At 47.6% G+C, this 18,532-nt stretch carries 13 protein-coding genes; 6 read left to right on the top strand and 7 right to left on the bottom strand.

All coding sequences use genetic code 11. The features are described 5' to 3' along the window. Positions 1-54: 54 nt before the first annotated feature. On the top strand, positions 55-2,298 hold the full coding sequence (locus VIC_RS10965) for a glucosidase family protein (RefSeq protein ID WP_006959791.1): 2,244 nt from the start codon (positions 55-57) through the stop codon (positions 2,296-2,298). A gap of 51 nt (positions 2,299-2,349) precedes the next feature. On the opposite strand, the gene ygjK is transcribed toward VIC_RS10965, so the two are convergent. From ygjK to VIC_RS10950, 3 genes are all read right to left on the bottom strand, one after another. Then, a complete protein-coding gene (gene ygjK, locus VIC_RS10960) occupies positions 2,350-4,725 on the bottom strand; it encodes an alpha-glucosidase (RefSeq protein WP_006959789.1) in 2,376 nt (791 codons plus the stop codon). Between the two features lie 335 nt (positions 4,726-5,060). Then, positions 5,061-5,399: a DUF5329 family protein gene (locus VIC_RS10955; protein WP_039951752.1), complete on the bottom strand. Its 339-nt coding sequence runs from the start codon at positions 5,397-5,399 to the stop codon at positions 5,061-5,063. 12 nt (positions 5,400-5,411) lie between these two features. Further along, on the bottom strand, positions 5,412-6,428 hold the full coding sequence (locus VIC_RS10950; protein ID WP_006959787.1) for an MBL fold metallo-hydrolase: 1,017 nt from the start codon (positions 6,426-6,428) through the stop codon (positions 5,412-5,414). Between the two features lie 149 nt (positions 6,429-6,577). Between VIC_RS10950 and VIC_RS10945 the strand changes: the two genes are divergently transcribed. Continuing rightward, positions 6,578-7,189 (top strand): TetR/AcrR family transcriptional regulator, encoded by a 612-nt coding sequence (locus tag VIC_RS10945; RefSeq protein ID WP_006959786.1) that lies wholly within the window; start codon positions 6,578-6,580, stop codon positions 7,187-7,189. 68 nt (positions 7,190-7,257) lie between these two features. Here VIC_RS10945 and VIC_RS10940 read toward each other — a convergent pair whose 3' ends face one another. The 4 genes from VIC_RS10940 to ebgR form a co-directional block, all read right to left on the bottom strand. After that, positions 7,258-8,685, bottom strand: coding sequence for an amino acid permease (locus tag VIC_RS10940; RefSeq protein ID WP_006959785.1), 1,428 nt, complete (start codon positions 8,683-8,685; stop codon positions 7,258-7,260). A 101-nt stretch (positions 8,686-8,786) separates the two neighbouring features. Continuing rightward, a complete protein-coding gene (locus VIC_RS10935; RefSeq protein WP_006959784.1) occupies positions 8,787-9,239 on the bottom strand; it encodes a beta-galactosidase subunit beta in 453 nt (150 codons plus the stop codon). Between the two features lie 2 nt (positions 9,240-9,241). Continuing rightward, positions 9,242-12,331: a beta-galactosidase subunit alpha gene (gene ebgA / locus VIC_RS10930; RefSeq protein ID WP_006959783.1), complete on the bottom strand. Its 3,090-nt coding sequence runs from the start codon at positions 12,329-12,331 to the stop codon at positions 9,242-9,244. A gap of 362 nt (positions 12,332-12,693) precedes the next feature. Then, complete coding sequence (gene ebgR / locus VIC_RS10925; RefSeq protein WP_006959782.1) at positions 12,694-13,680, bottom strand: transcriptional regulator EbgR; 987 nt, start codon at positions 13,678-13,680, stop codon at positions 12,694-12,696. A 340-nt stretch (positions 13,681-14,020) separates the two neighbouring features. Here ebgR and galE point away from each other — a divergent pair, with 340 nt between their 5' ends. The 4 genes from galE (at position 14,021) to galM (ending at position 18,494) form a co-directional block, all read left to right on the top strand. Next, positions 14,021-15,040 (top strand): UDP-glucose 4-epimerase GalE, encoded by a 1,020-nt coding sequence (galE, locus tag VIC_RS10920; protein ID WP_039951750.1) that lies wholly within the window; start codon positions 14,021-14,023, stop codon positions 15,038-15,040. Positions 15,041-15,101: 61 nt separating this feature from the next. Next, on the top strand, positions 15,102-16,154 hold the full coding sequence (locus tag VIC_RS10915) for a UDP-glucose--hexose-1-phosphate uridylyltransferase (protein WP_006959780.1): 1,053 nt from the start codon (positions 15,102-15,104) through the stop codon (positions 16,152-16,154). A 111-nt stretch (positions 16,155-16,265) separates the two neighbouring features. Further along, positions 16,266-17,426, top strand: a complete 1,161-nt coding sequence (gene galK / locus VIC_RS10910) for a galactokinase (RefSeq protein ID WP_006959779.1) — start codon at positions 16,266-16,268, stop codon at positions 17,424-17,426. 9 nt (positions 17,427-17,435) lie between these two features. Then, entirely contained in the window at positions 17,436-18,494 is a 1,059-nt protein-coding gene (galM, locus tag VIC_RS10905; RefSeq protein ID WP_006959778.1) for a galactose-1-epimerase, read from the top strand. Positions 18,495-18,532 lie beyond the last annotated feature (38 nt).

Below are 18,532 nucleotides of genomic sequence, written 5' to 3'. Positions count from 1 at the left end.
AAGGGCTGCTTTTCTAATTTCTGAACATCCCCATGGAATAGGGAGCTAAACAAGATGAAACACTCATTGATTGCCAGCATGATCCTAGGAGCTCTGCTGAGTGGAGCGGTGTCTGCTAACACTTTACCTGAGACAGTACTTGCAGCTGGAGAAAACCACAGCGTTCTGGCTAACCCAGGGTTTGAAGACAGTGGCCTAGGTTGGCATTACTGGTTTGCCAATATCAAAGACGATAAAGCGTTTGAAGGCCAATATCGCGGCAGAATTGCCATTGGTGCGGGACACAGCATCAGCCAGGTAGTCACTATACCTGAAACGGGCTTTTATCAGCTGTCGGTTCAGGCGATCAGTCCAGGCAAAGATGCCCGCGTTGAATTGACTAACCTTGGCGATGAGGCTTTCCTGAGTAAAAAACTCAAAAAGAGTCACGACTACAAGCACAATAAAATTAAACAGATTCCGTTGGAGAGGGGGGAGCAGATAAAGCTACGTTTCACAGGGTCAGATGTGGGCAGTGTCAGTATCGATCAGGTTGAATTGGTAAAAAGCACTAAATCCAAGTCGCCACGTTTTAATCAAATCATAGGGTTTAAGGCTAAAGGGCAATCCGGCGAGAGCATCATCGATAAAGAACGCAGAACCATCGAGTTTGAACTGCCGTATGCGAGCGACGTCTCTGAAGTAGCGATTGCTAAACTGCTTGTGTCTAAAGGCTCTCGAGCGTCTGTCGAGCAGGGGGAAGTCCTCGATTTCAGTCAGCCAGTTCACATCAAACTTAAGGATGAAAAAGGGCGGGTTGAGAAGTGGGAAGTGCGTGCTCGGATTAAAGCGAAGCAAGTCACCGTTTCGTCTTCCAATGATAAATTGCAGGACTCGTTTGACTGGGCGAAAGAGAAGACACGTCAGTTTGTGATGACGGGGCAGCACGACTTGATCAACCGTGATGAAAACAACAATGATGGTACGGGCAGCGCGGATTACTTACCTTCCTATTGGGCGGGTTACTTTGATCGTACGGCTTTCTACTCTCGGGACTTTCTTCACCAGTCGGCTGGCGCTAAGTTAGCGGGCTTAGATCGTGAAAACTTCTCTATGTTCAAAACCTTCGCTAAGCATTCTACTGAGTCGAGAAAGTGGTACACCCTATGGGCGATCAACTTTGATGGCAGCCCGCACCTGATCGACTACGAAGACGATGACTGGTTTGTGCGTGAGGTCCCGGCGCAGTTTGAATTTCTTGAGAAGGCTTGGGAGCAATACCAATGGACGGGCGATAAGCGCTACATTGAAGACAAAGACCTATGGCGTTTTTACACCAAAGTGATGACCGATTATATCGCACTGCATGACGATCAGGATCCAAACGGCATCGCTGAAGGTTATGGTGGTATTTTTGAAGGCTCGGCGACCTATAACGAACGGGGTGAATTCCCGATTGAAGCGGGTGACGGGATTGGCTCTCAGTATCAAGCAACGGTGGCTTATGCGGCCATGCTTAACGCCAGAGATGAGTACAGTGAATCTCGACAATGGCAACAAAAAGCCCAGCAACTGAAAGACTACTTTAATCAGGAGTGGAGTATCGCTGACCCAGAAAAGCCTTTGGATAACTACGTCAACATAGTGCAGAAGGATGGCTTGAGGTTGAACGACTTTGGTAAAGAAAACAGCTGGTTTATGCCGATGAAGTTGATCACTGAGCCGGGTGAGCGCAATGACCGATACCTAGACTTTATCTCGCAAAGTCTCGGTGATGGCATTGGCTCGACGCCGGATGCTCCGAACAATATTGAGGCGTACAGCTACATCCCAGAGACCTATTTTCCATACAACCGCAATGAGGAAGCTTGGAAGTGGATGCAGTACATCATGGATATGAAAGACTTACCTCATGAGCGTCCGACACAAGGCACCAATGGCGATTATCCAGAGATCTCGTTTACCTTTATCGCCAATACCATTGAAGGGCTGATGGGGGTGAAACCAAACGCGGCAGACAGTCATCTGATTACGGCATCGCATCTGACGGCGGATATTGACTGGCTCGCGGTTGATTACTTACCAATGGGCGAGCATGAAGTCGCGCTGCGCCATGAGGGTACTGAAAAGTCGACACTAACCAATAACAACAATAAGCCGCTCACGTGGGAAGCTTGGTTCTATGGGGATTATCCAACGTTGGTGGTCAATGGAAAGACCGTTGAAGCGAAACACAAAGTGGTTAATGGTCAGAAGGTGAGCTACGTACTGGTTAATGTGCTAGGGAAAGAGTCACATACGGTGTCGAAAAGCCGCTAACTTACTTAAACTCTAATTGAAAGGGCGCGATTAAGCGCCCTTTGTTGTTTGTTACTTTTCCGAGGTAAAGAAATCGTTGTAAAGCATATACAGGTGAGCCGCACTCCAAGAAAAGTTGGGTGCACCTTGTTGAGCGCCGGTAAGCGGGTTGTAGTTTTCTCTGATTGGGCCGTCTTGAATCAAGCCGTCGGCATTGTCGAAGAAAGCCGTGGCCATCTCGACTGCATCATCACGGTAACCGTATTTCTCCATACCTTTAAGGCCAAAGTAGAATTGGTCGACCCACACGCGCCCACGCCAGTAGATATCAGCCCCAAAGGCAGGGTTAGACAGCGCTGCGGTACCCAGAGGCACGTAAGTGTTGAACTCTTCGGTATCTTTCATCACTTTCACCACCGCATCGGCGTGTGCTTGAGTTGCTGCGCCATTAAACAGTGGTGACCAGCCCTCTGGCCCTTTGCCACGTTCAACAATCGGTTTGCCTGCACAACCATTGGCAAGTGGCTTGTCTTCGATGCGAATGTCGTAGAAATAGCCACTTTCTTCATCGAACATGCAGGTATTGATGTAATCAGCCAAGTGTTCGGCTTTTTCTCGGAAAACTTTTCCTTCTTCTTGCTTGCCTATGATGTCCGCCATTTCAGCAAGGAACTGATTATCGCTGTACATATAGCTGGCTTGGTCGACCGACTCTTGCCGTAATGAGTAACCTAGTAGGGTGCCATCTTGTGCTCGGTTCTGAGCGAATTGCACATCCCAATCACTACGTTTTCCACCCTTCTCGACATACTTGTCCAGTTGCTCTTTGTCGATAAAGCCAAATACTGCCGCATCATCGCGGCCAGACTCCCATGACGCCGCGGTTTGGGCCGGGATTTCAATATGGTCGTATTGGCCATTGGCAATGATTGCTTGATATTGATCTAGCCCGCTAAAGGTTTGTTCTTTGTCGCCACGAGTGACGGTAAACAGCATCTGACCGTCAGGGGTGTTATGGGCCTTGTCACGAGCCGCGCCATACTCAGGTACACCATTACCATTGTTGTCGCGATTACGTAACCACCAGTTGTGGTAAGCGACCAATTTAGGGTACATCTCTTCTAACCACGCTTTATCACCGGTTGTTTTGTACACTTCCATGACTGCCCATGCGGCTAAGCTCGGCTTAGTGTTACGCTCATTCCAGTTACCACCATCACCGCCACGCTCAGGGCTTAAATTGTAAGCCAGTAAGTCAGGTACATAACCTTCATCCCACGGGCGAACAGGATCATCGGCCTGAATCTGGTAGGCGAACATGGCGCGAATATTGTCTTTCGCTACTTCTGGGTTGAAATGTGCCATTGCGTAGGCTTGCTTCCATGTATCCCACGGCCAAGTCTGATTACCAGAGAACCAACGTGCGGTCACCGATGGAGTGACAGAATCAAATTTCATCGCACCAGCTACGCCACGCCAGTTACCATTCAGCGTCTCCATCGCTTTCACTGCCACTCGCTCTTGTTCTGGAGTAGCATTCGGGTTGGTCAGCCCTTTCTCAAGGTAGTGTTCCCAGCGTTGAACGGAGGCTTTTTGATATTTGTCTGGGTGGGTGAGTATGTCTTGTATTTTGCTCTGCTCTGCTCGGTTTTCTTTTGCTGTCAGAACATGCGTGTATGTGGTGTAGAGGGTTGTAGAACCAGAAACATGCGCTTTAGAAACAAACTGATGACCCTCGATTTCGGTCTTCATCGGGATGGATTTGTGGATCTGATATTCAGATTCACCTGAAGTCAGCAATGTCCATGTTTCACGAACTTTACCAAACGTCACTTTGAGGCCGTCATCGGTAGCGACAATCTGGCGGTCATAATCTGGATAAGCCTGATCGATGGTTTTATCGGATTGAGGCTTGCCTTCTTTAGCGTGGTATTTTTCCAGCAGTTCACCATCCCACACCAGATCAAGTGGCTGCTCTGAAGTGATCTTAGTTTCAAGCAGCGAAGTGCGGTTGCTAGCAAAGCGCAGCGTCATCTCGATTTGTACATCGTCAGAATGCTGCTTTTGAACCAAGGCGCCGGGCAGGCTGTACGCTTCCATCTCAAAATTCACTTTCTGGCCATTTTTGTACACGGTTAAGCGGTCAAAGTCGTTGGCCATAAAGTTGATGTATTCTTCAGTCAGTAATGCGGTCCCCGGAAATCCCCCCATACCGTCTTTAGTGTCTGGTAACAGGTGACCATGCCACGCGCCCAAATCGAAGAAAGGGTTAAAACGCTGGTGGTCATCAAAATCATAATCACGCATATATTCTGGAGAACCAGTGCGATCAATGACGTTCTTGAACTCCAGTGCCTGTGGCGTTGGCTCACTGGTGACTGAAGCGCAGCCAGAAATGGCCACAGCGGAACTTACAGCAAGGGCGATAAAAGTTTTACTAAGGGTCATGTCATTTTCCTTGGTCAAAGGTCTGAACGTTGTTTGACAAGATTTTATCTGCCACAAATACAAGGGTTAACCGACCTTTAGTTAATGTGTGATCTTAATTTAGTAAAATTTTACTTGATGAGTGATTACATCGAACCTGTTAATGATGGGCAGAGAGAGCATTATCGAGCTGGGTGCAATTGATTGATTCATCTGCAAGATGAAGTGCGGGCAAGTATGTGCGAGTGCTTATACAGGGGGCGGGAAAGGTAGTGGGTCGTTATTGTGAAACCTAGCGCTATAAGCACCAATGAATCCAAAACAAAAAAGCACCTCGCGGTGCTTTTTAGAGATTGTTAGGGCTGCTCGGCTTGCTGCCATAATTGATTGAGCCAGGCTTCGCTGGTGATCTGCGTGTCTCTGCATTTGACCATATATGGCTTGCCGCTAAACCAACTTTTAGACGCCACTTCGCTAATAAACACCTGAATATCCGTAACATCATCTTTAGCATAGTGCCATTTTTTACGAATATGTTCCGCAGCCTGCTGCTGATCGTATGATTCGCCGTTACGGATAAAGGTGCAAGATGATTGCGCAATTTGCCCTATCAAAATGTCGACATCCTGCTCGACATTCGCCTTTACGGGAAGAGTCCATACGCTCACGAGTAAGAGAAGGTATTTAAGCTTCATTGCAGCCTCTTTTTACAAATTCCACCAAGGTTTGATTGGCAATGGCTGGGAAAGCTCGACCCGTTGACCAAACTCAGGGCTCACCATGGTTACACCGCGTTGTTCACTGATCTCCATCGCTTGCTGCATTGGCTCATTCCAATCGTGCATGGCGAGATCAAAGGTGCCGTTGTGAATTGGCATCATGACCTTACCCTTTAGGTCGATGTGTGCCTGAACGCTTTGTTCTGGGAACATATGGATGTCTGCCCACAGAGTGTTGTATGCCCCTGTCTCTATCATGGTGAAATCAAACGGACCATATTTATCGCCAATCTCTTTAAAGCCAGAGAAGTAGCCAGAATCACCACTAAAGAACACTTTATGTTGCTGTCCATTGATGACCCAACTGCCCCACAGGGTGCCGTCGCGATCGGTTAAGCCGCGGCCAGAGAAGTGTTGTGTTGGTGTCAGTACATATTCGACGCCATTGTGAACATGTGATTCCCACCAGTTAAGCTCAATGATCTTTTCTTCTGGGACATTCCACTCTCTCAGTGTTTGACCAATTTTAAGCGGGACAAGAAATACGTCGACTTTATCTGTCAGTGTTTTGATCGACGCTTTATCCAAGTGATCGTAATGGTCATGGCTGATCAGAACGGCATCAATGTTTGGTAGCTCTTGCAATGAAATCGGCGGTTGATGGAAACGCTTTGGTCCTGCCCACTGCACGGGGGATGCGCGCTCACTAAATACAGGATCGGTCAGGATTAACTGTTGGTCGATCTTCATTGCAATACTCGAATGACCCAAACGATATAGCACGTCTTGCTGTTCATTGGTTAACTGATCAGTGCTGATCGCGTGGACTGGCAGCTCAAACGTTGGCGTTGGGTTAAGGCGTTCAGTGGTGAAATAAGCTTTCGTGATCTTAAGAATGTCACCAAATCCGCTTTTGTACTCTAGCTCCGTATTAGCAAATTTCTCAGGATATTGCTTACCAGAAGCCTTGTCAGAACTGGTACAAGAAATGATTGAGGTAGTCATAATTATCGCTCCTACAGTGGCTAACAATGCGCGTTTCATATGGTTTATCCTAAAGTAAACTATACGGTGTAGTTTACATGCTTTGCTTTTAAAGTAAACTGCTTGGTGTAAAATAGATCGCAGCGGAATGAAGTAGGATCGTTAACTCTATGAAAGTGAGAAAAAAAGGTCGTAGCGAAATTAAACGTGAAGCGATATTAGTTGCGGCAAAACAGGCTTTTCAGGAATTTGGTGTGCAAAATACCAGCATGGATAAGCTGTCTGCTATGGCAGAGGTCTCTAAGAGAACGGTTTACAATCATTTTGAATCGAAAGAAGCGATTGTCATGGAATTGCTGTCAGAGCTGTGGCGAACTTCGATGGCAGATCATGAAGTTGCAGGTCTTGTTGAATTGGATTTAGAGCAGCAGCTTGTTGCTCTGCTTGAAAGTGAAATCAACGTGGTGACTGACCCTCACTATGTTGATTTGGCGAAAGTCGCTCTGGGGTATTTTTTCTATAAGCCTGATGAGCTTAAAGAACAAGAAGAGAAGATGTCGAAGCAAGAGACAGCGTTGTTTCGTTGGCTGAATGAGCAAGCAGAGAAGCAAACCCTTGCGATGGACGATATCGTTGTCGCGAGTACCCAATTGCATAGTTTGGTCAAAGGCAGTGCGTTTTGGCCTCAGGTTCTCGGTATGAAAGCGTCTCTGAGTAAGCAAGAGTCGAGGGTGCTGGCTGAGCAAACCGCAAGATTGTTTATGAGTCAGTATCGCGTTTAAACAAAATTAGAAAAGCCCTTACCATTTTAGGTAAGGGCTTTTTTATGAGTCACGTTTAAGCCTAAGTATTAAGGCTGTTTAGCGGCTTCTAACTTGACCTCTTTACTCGCTTGCTTTTTTTCAAAGCGAGAAATCCACCACCAAGCAATACCTGAGAATACCGCTGTCATAAATACGTTGATGAAGAAAGCGCGAACCAAGTCAACGCCAGTTGGGAAGGCGGAAGCCGTCATACTGATTACAAAGATGGCAATCAGAATGGAAACCACACCCATACCAAACTTGCGGGAACCCATGCGGAAATCACGCGGCGTATCGTCGTGTTTCCAGCGGAAGATGAAGTAAGCCACCATGATAAAGATAGGCGGTAACATGGCGGTGCCCGCTGTCAGGTTGATGGCTTGATTCATCATGTCCTGCACGGACTCAGAGCCAAAGCCGTTCACCACTAGCATTACGACAACGAAAGCAAACTGCCACCAAGCGGCACGAACAGGAACCCCATGTTCATTCAGCTCGGTTGTTTTCTCACCGTATACGCCCTGCGGAATTTCAGAGAAGTGAATTTTTACTGGTGCCGCTGTCCACATCATCATTGAACCAAACATGGCAATGAACAGTACGATACCCACGAAGCGGCCAACCATGGTTTCGGAGACGTTGAAGTAGTTCGCCATACCGGTAAAGATTTCGACCATACCGCCCGCATACGTGAGGTCTTCACGAGGAACAAACACGTTAACCAATAGAGAGCCAACAGCGTACATGGCACCAATCAGTACACCGGCGATAATGATGACTCTGATAAAGGCTTTTTGACCGCCTTTGACATCTTTCAGGTACGCTGCTGCTGTTTCTGCACCGCCCGCCGCTTGGAAGATCCAACACATGATACCTATGGTTGCCCAGTTGATGGTCGGGGTCATGGCTTCCAGCGTTATTGGCTCTGCAGGTGTGTAATCGCCGCCGCCAAGCGCCATTAATGCACCCAGCACGTAAATACCAAACAAGGCAAATACCCCGTAAGCGACGATTTCTGAAATCTTGCCCAGCCAGCTCGCGCCTTTGGTTGAGATATGTGTCGCCGCTGCAAACAGGACGATAGAAATCAGTGATGTCACCATAGGTGAGAAGGTGTATTCATAGCCGAGCATCGCATACGATGCGTAGGCAATCACGTTGGGCAGTAATGAGACGAACCAGAACAGGTTTACGAACCAGTAGAGGAACGAACCCAAATAGGCATTTTTGGTGCCCAAAGGTTGCTTGAGCCAGTCGTACATCCCCGATTCAGAGTTTTTGTTCGCCGAGACAAATTCCGCGATGATGAACACGAAAGGGATAAAGTAAATGATGGTCGCCAGCAAGAATACGGGGGCAGAACTTAACCCCAGTTCAATGTTGTTGTTTACGATGTTACGGACGTTAAATACCGCCGCAAAGGTCATCGACAGCAAGGCAAATTTTCCAATTGTGCCGCGTAGAGATTCAGACATAATGTCCTCCAATGAATCACGTCAATTATACGCCCAATTGCTCGTGAGCGTGATAGTTGCTGTGGGCCAGATTCAGTGTCTGGCCCGATTATTATTCAGGGTTATTTGTTGAGGAAGTAGCCGTCTTCAACGGTGACTTTAAGTACCACTTTCCTTACGGCGTGATCGCCGTGAAAGCGGTAAGCGTTGTGGTTATCGAAGATGGCGACTTGGCCTTCCAGCAGCTCGCGAGTATCACCTTGGCCGGAAAAGTATTCTCGGTCTGTCTCGTCGCGATAGTTGTCGACAAGCTCAAGCTGAGATTTTTCAGCAAACTCAACCGTCTCTTTACCTTCTAGGTAGTAATGAATGTCGAAGTAGCGACGGTTACCTTCAAAGGTATCAGTGTGACGAGCCACTCCATCTTCAATCATGTAAACCAGAGAGTCGCCAATTGAATGCATCACGCCATCTTTGATGTTGGCGATGTTTTCAATCGCTTCAATGCAGCGGTTCCATTTACGACCATCGCGGTAAACGACTTTGAATTGCGCTAAGTTTTCTAACACGATCATGGTTATGCCTCGTTTCGCTGAGTGGGAGTAAAGAAGTCGTGACCAAAGTTATGGGCGGCTAGGTCTTGCGCACTGCAATCTCCGGCCTGCAATGGCATCAGGGTGAGGCCATAGCGGAAGGTATCCATATACACTCGGTATGAATCGAGGACTTCGCTGCCCCAAGAGTTAGAACCAAGTCCCATCAATTTATGGTCGAGGTTGAGGGTGATGTAACCGCTTTTTTCTAGCTCCGTCGTGTGTTGCGCCTGATGCAAGTTTTGGTTGGTGTAGAACCAAGCGCTGAAGTTGATCTCTTGTTGCGGTTTTACCAGTAATCCCATGCCGTCACGGTTGGTTAGTGCTGCCCAGCGAACATGTTGGCGGTTGCCATTGTTTTGTGGGTACGGGTAGTTTTCGAACATGTCAGTGACTGTGCTTTGGTAAACATCGATCAGGTTGGCTTGTTTGCTGTCTTGGTAGTTCTCTTCAGGGCCGCGACCGTAGTATTTCACTTGGTCGAAGTGACCGTTGATGCCAAGGTCCAAGCCAATGACAGGTATCACATGCGGGTAATCACCGTAACGTTCGCCGCTTAGTTCAAGATTCAGCTGACCTTCGGCATTGATTTGGTAGCGGTACTCGCAGCGCATACCAAAATCAAACACGGGCGGCGCAATAATGCTGGTGGTCGTGATTTCTATTTTGCCGTTCACTTGCTCAACATTTAATGTGCGGAAGTGCTCTTGCATGATTTGCAGGTGTGCTGGCTCCCATAGACCGTCATGCTCTTGTTTATGGTTATCGATCATTGGTTTAAAGAAGTTGAGCTTAGGCTCTGACTTGACCAGCTCTTCACCATTAACCAACCAAGAGATCAGTTTACCGTTCACTTTCGAGAAGTTGAGAGCGAAGTTGTGGCCTAAAATCAAATAGTTAAGTCGACTCTCTTCTACGTGAAGTGGTGTCGCGTTGTGATTGGTAAAGATCTCTTCGACATTAGTGCTTTGCTTGAGCTGGTATTGGTAAACAGCAACCTCATGATTGGCTTCGCTGTAAAGTGTGCGAGAGTCTTTGCGTACTGTGAAGTTGATGAAGGCTTCACGCTCATCCAACTGTGGAATGGCAATGTCGATTTCACGCTCAGAATTAGCGGCAAGATCGTCTACCTTGAACTGAACGCTGCGCAGCGTTTCACCTTCAGCACGGATATCTGCGGTGATGGTGTAGTCATTGAGATCGCTAAACCACAATTTGTTTTCAACCTTGAACTTGCCAGCTCGTTCATCAACCGCACGGATTTTCACTGGTGCAATGACTTGCTTGTACTCTTTCAGGCCCGGACCAGGTGTTTGGTCTGGGTAGACAAGGCCGTCCATACAGAAGTTGTAGTTGTTCGGGTAATCACCGTAGTCTCCACCATACTTGTAGAATTCCGTCCCGGCTTCATCACGAGCGAGAATGCCGTGGTCACACCATTCCCAAACATAGTGACCTTGAATGTGGTCATGTTGGTAGAACACATTCTGGTATTCGGTTAAACCGCCCGGACCATTGCCCATTGCATGTGCGTATTCACAGATGATGCGCGGTTTCTCGTGTGGGAATTCACCAAAGTAATTCATCAGCTGCGCTCGGGAGTACATGGTGGAAATGACATCGACCACTTCCGCATCGCGGTCTTCTTCGTAATGGACTAGGCGAGTGTCATCAATGGCTTTGGTCGCCTCGTACATCGCACGAATATTGCAGCCGTAGCCTGATTCATTACCCAGCGACCACATGATGATAGAAGGATGGTTTTTCTGAGCGTGGACGTGGCGTTCTGCGCGGTCTACGAATACCGCTTCCCACGCAGCATCGTTAGTGATGCGGCTTAAATCCCCGACGTTGGCAAAACCATGAGTCTCAACATCGGTTTCGGCCATCACAAACAGACCATAAATGTCACATAGCTCGTAGAAGCGAGGGTCGTTCGGGTAGTGCGCGGTGCGGACGGAGTTGATGTTGTGCTGCTTCATCAACACCAAATCTTTCTCTACGCGATCCATTCCGACAGCACGACCTTTTAGGTGATCGTTGTCGTGGCGGTTAACACCATGCAGCATCACATATTGGTTGTTGATGTAGAACAGCCCATCGCGTACTTTGATGTCGCGGAAACCAACACGTTGAGGGATGACTTCAAGGGTTTTACCTAGCTGATCTTTTAAGGTTAAAACCAGTTGGTAAAGGTATGGGTTTTCTACTGTCCAATGGATGGGAGCGTCGATCTCAAGCGTAAAACTCGCCTGCGTTTTGTTGTCGATGGTCAGGTTGCTGCATGAATCTTGCGCAACGAGCTGGCCTTTATCCATCAGTGCATAGTCAAGGGCGTAGCCTGAGGCTTGCAGGGCTGATAGGTTTTCTATTTCGACTTGGCAAGAAAGTGTCGCCGCGACGTAATCGTCGTCGAAATCAGTGCGAACCGTTATGTCTTGGACGTGAACTTGCTCTTTTCCGAGCAAATAGACGTCGCGAAAGATACCTGCTGTCCACCACATGTCTTGGTCTTCAATATAGGTGGAGTCAGCCCACTGCATCACTCGTACTGAAAGCAGGTTTTCACCTTGTTGAACATAGTTAGAAATATCGAATTCAGCGGTTAAGCGGCTGCCTTTACTAAAGCCTACGTATTCGCCGTTTACATACACTTCAAAGTAAGTTTCAACCCCATCAAATTTGATGATGGTTTGCTTGTTTTTCCAGTTCTCACCGAGTGTGAATGTGCGTTGGTAAGCGCCAGTTGGGTTGTCACTTGGAACAAAAGGCACATCAATTGGGAATGGGAAACCTTCGTCTGTGTACTGAAGGTCGCCGTGGCCTTCCATTTGCCACATATTAGGAACCGTAATCTGGCCCCACTGTTCCATCTTTTGTGAGTAGAACTCTTCGGGTACCAACAGTGGGTTAGTAAAGAAGTTAAAGTTCCATTGACCACTTAGCAGCATAAAGTGGCGGCTTAGTTCACGCTGGAATGTTTGAGCGGTTTTTACTGAGTCGTACGAGAAGAAGTAAGCACGTGGTGCCATACGGTTCTCATGCAAATGTAGGAAGTTTTCCCAGTTGTTCACGTTCGTTCTCCCTCGGCTAAGGCAGCTTGTTTACGCTTTGAAAAAGTCTGGTGGTGAATACACTCACACTGATTCAAAGTGAATTGGCTATGCCGACGTAATAGTGAGTAAAAGTCTTTTTTTGACTATCTGGAAAATATGTTAGTAAAAATTTTACTAAAAAAATGTGTGAAAACGTTTTACTTTAACTTGATCACTAATTATTGAGCGATCTATCTGAAAGCTGTGATCTGGGTAAAGGAGTGATTACCGAGAGGGTAAAAATCAGTAAAACAGTGACGTAGTGTGGATGGCTATTTGTTGCTGATAATAAAAAAGCGCTGAAAATCAGCGCTTTATATAACGGAAAAGGGGAGTGGCGATCAAGATTTGGTCGTGTCGCGAAGCTTGAGTTTACTTGGAACATAGACCTGAAGTGGTAATGCTCGACCATCGCGAACTTTTTCTACCAGCAGGTTAACGCCCTGAATCCCCATCATCTCAGAATGAATCCGCACGGTAGACAAAGACGGGAAGGTAAACTTAGCCGTCGGAATGTCATTCACACTGATTAGAGCTATGTCCTGAGGAATGCTTAGGCCTTGCTCATGAATAGCACGCAATACGCCGATGGCAATCGAGTCAGAGGCAATAAATAGAGCGCTCGGGTGGTCATTCTTTGCCAGTATTTGTTTCGCTAAATCGTAACCAGAAGAGCTGGTGAAATCACCACGATAGATATCGTCTAGAGAGACTACACCCTTCAGCTGACCGTATTCGGCAAAGGCTACCTCACGAATGTCTGGTGTGTCAGTGGTATCTTGACCGCCGATAAAGCCGATACGCTGATAGCCTTGGTCGATAAAGAAATCGGTAATCTCTTTGCTGATGCGCACTAGGTCAATATCGACGGAATCGAAGGGTGACTCGCTATCACTGAAATCCACATAGCAAATATTGTCGGTGAGTTTTTCAACGTCCTTTAGCACTTCGGCGCTACTACGGCCGACTAGGAGAACACCTGTGATCTTATTGCTCTCTACTGATACTTCGCTGTCGTAACAATTGGTCAATTCGATGCCCAGTTTGTCACATTGGGTTTCTATACCATGGCGAATCGAGAGGTAGTAAGGGTCGTTAACTTCCGCTTCCTGCTTGTAATTGTATACCGCCAGAAAGTGGTGCTGCTGTTTTCTGGCCAGAATCGACTTTTTTGAGCTGCTGGTTTTGTATTCCAGCTTTTCGGCAATTTCCAGAATCCGGTGTTTGGTTTCTTCTTTGACGCTCAATGTCGGATCGTCATTGAGAACTCTGGAGACGGTCGCTAATGAAACGCCCGCTTCTGTTGCAATATCTTTTAATGTAGCCATGTGTTTTTTCCGTTGGCGAGCCCAACTCCTTTGGGCAAGTCACTGTTTCCGCCATTGTAAACAATCCTCATACGCTTGTAATAATTTTTAGTAAAAATTTCTGACCAGGAATGTGTAAGGCAACAGAGTGTCACTGTGAGCAAGTATTCCACTAATTAAACTTAACAATATTGCATTTACCTATTCGCTTTTACTTGATTGGCTATACTTGAGTCTAAATGATAATTTGTGGAAACGTTTACACAATGAGAGTTTGATCACGGAAAGTGATCCTTGTTGATTGCTAGACTTTTCAGCGAACCGAAGATCACACACTAGGCGTTTAGACAGAGAGGCAAGAGTGAAAGTACTAGTCACAGGTGGAATGGGTTACATCGGCAGTCATACCTGCGTGCAGATGATTGATGCGGGCATGGAACCGATCATCATTGATAACTTATGTAATGCGAAACAGGCGGTGTTAGATCGAATCGAAGCGCTTACAGGCCAGCGACCGTGCTTTCATCAGGGCGACATTCGTGACGAAGCTTTTCTGGATAGCGTTTTTGAGCAGCATCAGATTGGCGCGGTCATTCACTTCGCTGGTCTGAAAGCGGTGGGGGAGTCAGTCCAAAAACCACTTGAGTACTACGACAACAATGTGAATGGCTCTTTGGTGCTGGCGCGTGCGATGCGCAAAGCTGGTGTAAAGAGCATAGTCTTCAGTTCTTCCGCGACCGTTTATGGCGACCCTGAGGTAGTTCCGATTACGGAAGACTCGCCAACCGGCGCCACGACCAACCCTTATGGCCGTAGCAAATACATGGTGGAGCAATGCTTAAGTGATCTTTTCGCAGCCGATGATAGCTGGAGTATTACCTTATTGCGTTACTTCAACCCGGTCGGGGCTCATCCGTCCGGCACTATGGGCGAAGACCCGCAAGGCATCCCAAACAATTTGATGCCATTCATTGCTCAAGTGGCCGTTGGGCGCCGAGAAAAGTTATCGGTGTTTGGTGATGATTATCCAACCCCAGATGGCACTGGAGTACGTGATTATATTCATGTTATGGATTTAGCCGATGGTCATATTGCGGCCTTAAAGTCAGTCGGTGAACAAGCTGGGCTACACATCTATAACCTAGGTACGGGCCGAGGTTCCAGCGTACTTGAGATGGTGGATGCGTTTGGCGCTGCTTGTGGAAAGCCAGTGCCTTACGAGTTGTGTCCGCGTCGACCGGGTGACATTGCGGAGTGTTGGGCAAGTACTGAAAAGGCCGAGCAGGAACTGGGCTGGAAAGCGACGCGCAGTGTGGCGGAGATGAGCGCGGATACTTGGCGCTGGCAATCGGACAACCCGTCCGGGTATCCCGATGTTTAGGTGCGACTGATCCTGATTGAAATGCAGCACAAGATTGAATTTTTTAAGTTGAGTAATTGAGATGTCGAAGATTGAGTTTAACCCTGTGGATCACCCACATCGCCGCTACAACCCACTGACAGGTCAGTGGATATTGGTCTCACCACACAGAGCGAAACGCCCTTGGAGTGGTGCTGATGAAAGTCCAGCGGTTGATGAGCTTCCGCGCTATGACGAGAAATGTTTTCTGTGTCCGACAAACGAGAGAATCTCTGGTGATGTAAACCCGGATTATCAGGGGACGTATGTGTTTACCAATGATTTTGCCGCTTTGATGACGGATTCGCCTGAGGCACCGCAATCTAACAGCCCATTGTTTAAAACTCAGGGTGCTCGCGGATTAAGTCGAGTGATCTGTTTTTCTCCAGACCACAGCAAAACATTGCCAGAGCTGCCAGTGGAAAAGATCCGCGGTGTTATTGATACCTGGAATGAGCAAATTGAAGAGCTGGGTCAAGAGTACGTGTGGGTACAAGCGTTTGAGAACAAGGGCGAAACCATGGGTTGTTCACAGCCTCACCCGCACGGACAAATCTGGGCCAATAGCTTTTTACCCAACGAAATTGAACGTAAAGAGCATCACTTAAAAGCGTATCACGACGAACATGGCTCCAATCTTTTGGTCGATTACGTAGACGCTGAGCTAAAAGATGGTTCACGTATTGTGGTCGAAACCGAGCATTGGGTGGCATTGGTGCCGTACTGGGCGGCTTGGCCGTTTGAGACCATGTTATTACCGAAAACTCATATCCGCCGCATGAATGAGCTGAGCGAAGCGCAGCGTGATGATCTTGCCGTAGCAATCAAAAAGCTCACGAGCCGTTATGACAACCTGTTCCAGTGCTCTTTTCCATATTCCATGGGCTGGCATTACGCGCCTTTCTTTGAACAAGGAACGGATATTGAACATTGGCAATTGCATGCGTTGTTCTACCCGCCACTACTGCGCAGTGCCTCAGTGCGTAAGTTTATGGTCGGGTACGAGATGCTCGCGGAGAGTCAACGTGACTTGACTGCTGAACAAGCGGCGCAGCGCCTGCGTGACGTCAGTGATGTGCACTACAAAGAAGGATAATTCCGCTCTATTTTGAGCGGTAACCTTTACCCAATAGAGATGTGACGAATCAAATTTTCGGTGGTGACTATTGATCACTGAAAACTAACAACTTAAGGCTAGGAATCTAATATGTCAGAACTCACTCAAGCAGTAAAAGCATCGTTTACACAGGTGCTGAATTACCAACCCAGCCACATTATTCAGGCGCCAGGGCGAGTCAACCTGATTGGAGAGCACACCGATTACAATGATGGTTTTGTCCTACCATGTGCCATTAACTATCAGACGGTAGTGGCGGCTGCAAAACGAGATGACAGTCGAGTCCGTGTCATTGCGGTTGATTATGATGATCAGGTGGATGAGTTTGACATCACTGAAGAAATCACTTTCCAACAAGACAAGATGTGGGCGAATTACATCCGGGGTGTGGTGAAGTTTTTACTGCAGCGCGGTTATGACATCCAAGGTGCTGATCTTGCCGTTAGTGGTAATGTCCCTCAGGGGGCTGGGCTGAGTTCCTCGGCTGCACTTGAAGTCGTGATTGGTCAGACGTTTAAGGTACTCTACAACCTTGAAATGACTCAGGCAGAAGTTGCACTTAATGGCCAACAGGCAGAAAACGAATTCGTCGGCTGCAACTGCGGGATTATGGATCAGATGATTTCGGCTGAGGCAATGGAAAACCACGCTATGCTGCTGGATTGCCGTTCTCTGGAAACACAGCCCGTTTCTATGCCAGAAGACGTGGCCGTGATGATCATTAACAGTAATAAACAGCGCGGTTTAGTGGGGAGTGAATACAACACCCGACGTGAGCAGTGTGAGACTGCTGCACAGCGTTTCGGTGTTAAAGCGTTACGTGATGTCACCATTGAGCAATTTAATGCACAGTCTGACATACTTGATGACGTTGTTGCCAAACGCGCTCGCCATGTCATTACTGAAAATGACCGTACGCTTGAAGCCGCTGATGCATTAAGAGCCAATGACCTTACACGTATGGGAGAGTTGATGGCTCAGTCTCATGCTTCGATGCGCGATGATTTTGAGATTACTGTGTTTGAGGTCGACACTTTAGTTGAGATTGTTAAGTCCGTGATTGGTGAGCAAGGCGGTGTACGTATGACAGGTGGTGGCTTCGGCGGTTGTATTGTGGCTTTAGTACCGCCCGCACTAGTAGATAAAGTGACGGAAGCGGTTGAGAGCCAGTACCACGCGGCGACAGGGCTAAAAGAATCTATCTATGTTTGTCAGGCTAAAAGTGGTGCTGGCTTAGTCGAAGTCTTATAAGGACCAACCATGAAATCATCCTTATTTGTGACAATGACTGAGCAGCCAGCTTTTGACGGTCAGCCTGCTCAGCTTGTGGAATTGACCAATGCTGCAGGGGGTAGCATTGTGTTGATGGACATCGGAGCCACCTGGCTCAGTTGTCAGCTACCTTTGGCGTGCGGCGAGCAACGCGAAGTCTTACTTGGTGTTGGGGCCATGTCTGACTTTCAAGCTCAACAAAGTTACTTGGGGGTAACAGTAGGGCGCTACGCAAACCGCATTGCCAAAGGTTGTTTTGAGTTGGAAGGGGAGACCTATCAAGTCACAACCAATCAGGCTGGTAACTGCTTACATGGTGGTACAGTCGGAATGGATAAAGTGCGCTGGAAAATTGTCGAGCAAAGTCAAAGTAAGGTGGTGTTCAGCTATCAGTCTAAGGATGGCGAGCAGGGCTTTCCTGGCAACTTAGATGCGTCCGTTTGCTATTCGCTGAGCGAAGACAATCAGGTCGAAATTCGTTATCTGGCAACGACAGATAAAGCAACGCCGGTCAACTTAACCAATCATGCCTACTTTAACCTTCATGGTGCTGAATCCGGTATTGACGGACGTGAGCATCTTCTGCAAGTCGACGCCGACTATTACTTGCCGACATCTGAAGTTGGCATTCCACATGGTTCATTGTCTTTAGTCGATGGTACTGGGTTTGACTTTAGATGGCAGAAAGTCATTCGTCAGGACTTTTTACTTGATGGGCAGCAGCAAATCTCTAAGGGGTATGATCACAGCTTCTACTTCGATCCTAAACGCAATAAACGTCAGCCTATCGCCCGTTTATCGAGTCAGGATGGCAAAGTGAAGATGAGTGTAATCACCGATAAACCCGCGCTTCAACTGTATACGGGAAACTGGTTAGAAGGTACACCTAGCCGCAGTGGTAGCACGTATTCAGACTACGCTGGGGTGGCGCTAGAAACTCAATTTTTGCCTGACTCACCGAACCACCCAGAGTGGCCTCAACCGAGCTGTATTCTCAAACCGAATCAAGAGTACTGTTACTCGACGGTTTACGCGTTTGAGTGTTAAAAATAGAAGGCTAAATATCAAGAAGGCGCTGAGACAGC

This window comes from Vibrio coralliilyticus ATCC BAA-450, from assembly GCF_000176135.1.
In the GTDB taxonomy this organism is placed as follows: Bacteria; Pseudomonadota; Gammaproteobacteria; order Enterobacterales; family Vibrionaceae; genus Vibrio; species Vibrio coralliilyticus.
This window is presented reverse-complemented; position numbering and strand designations above follow the sequence as displayed.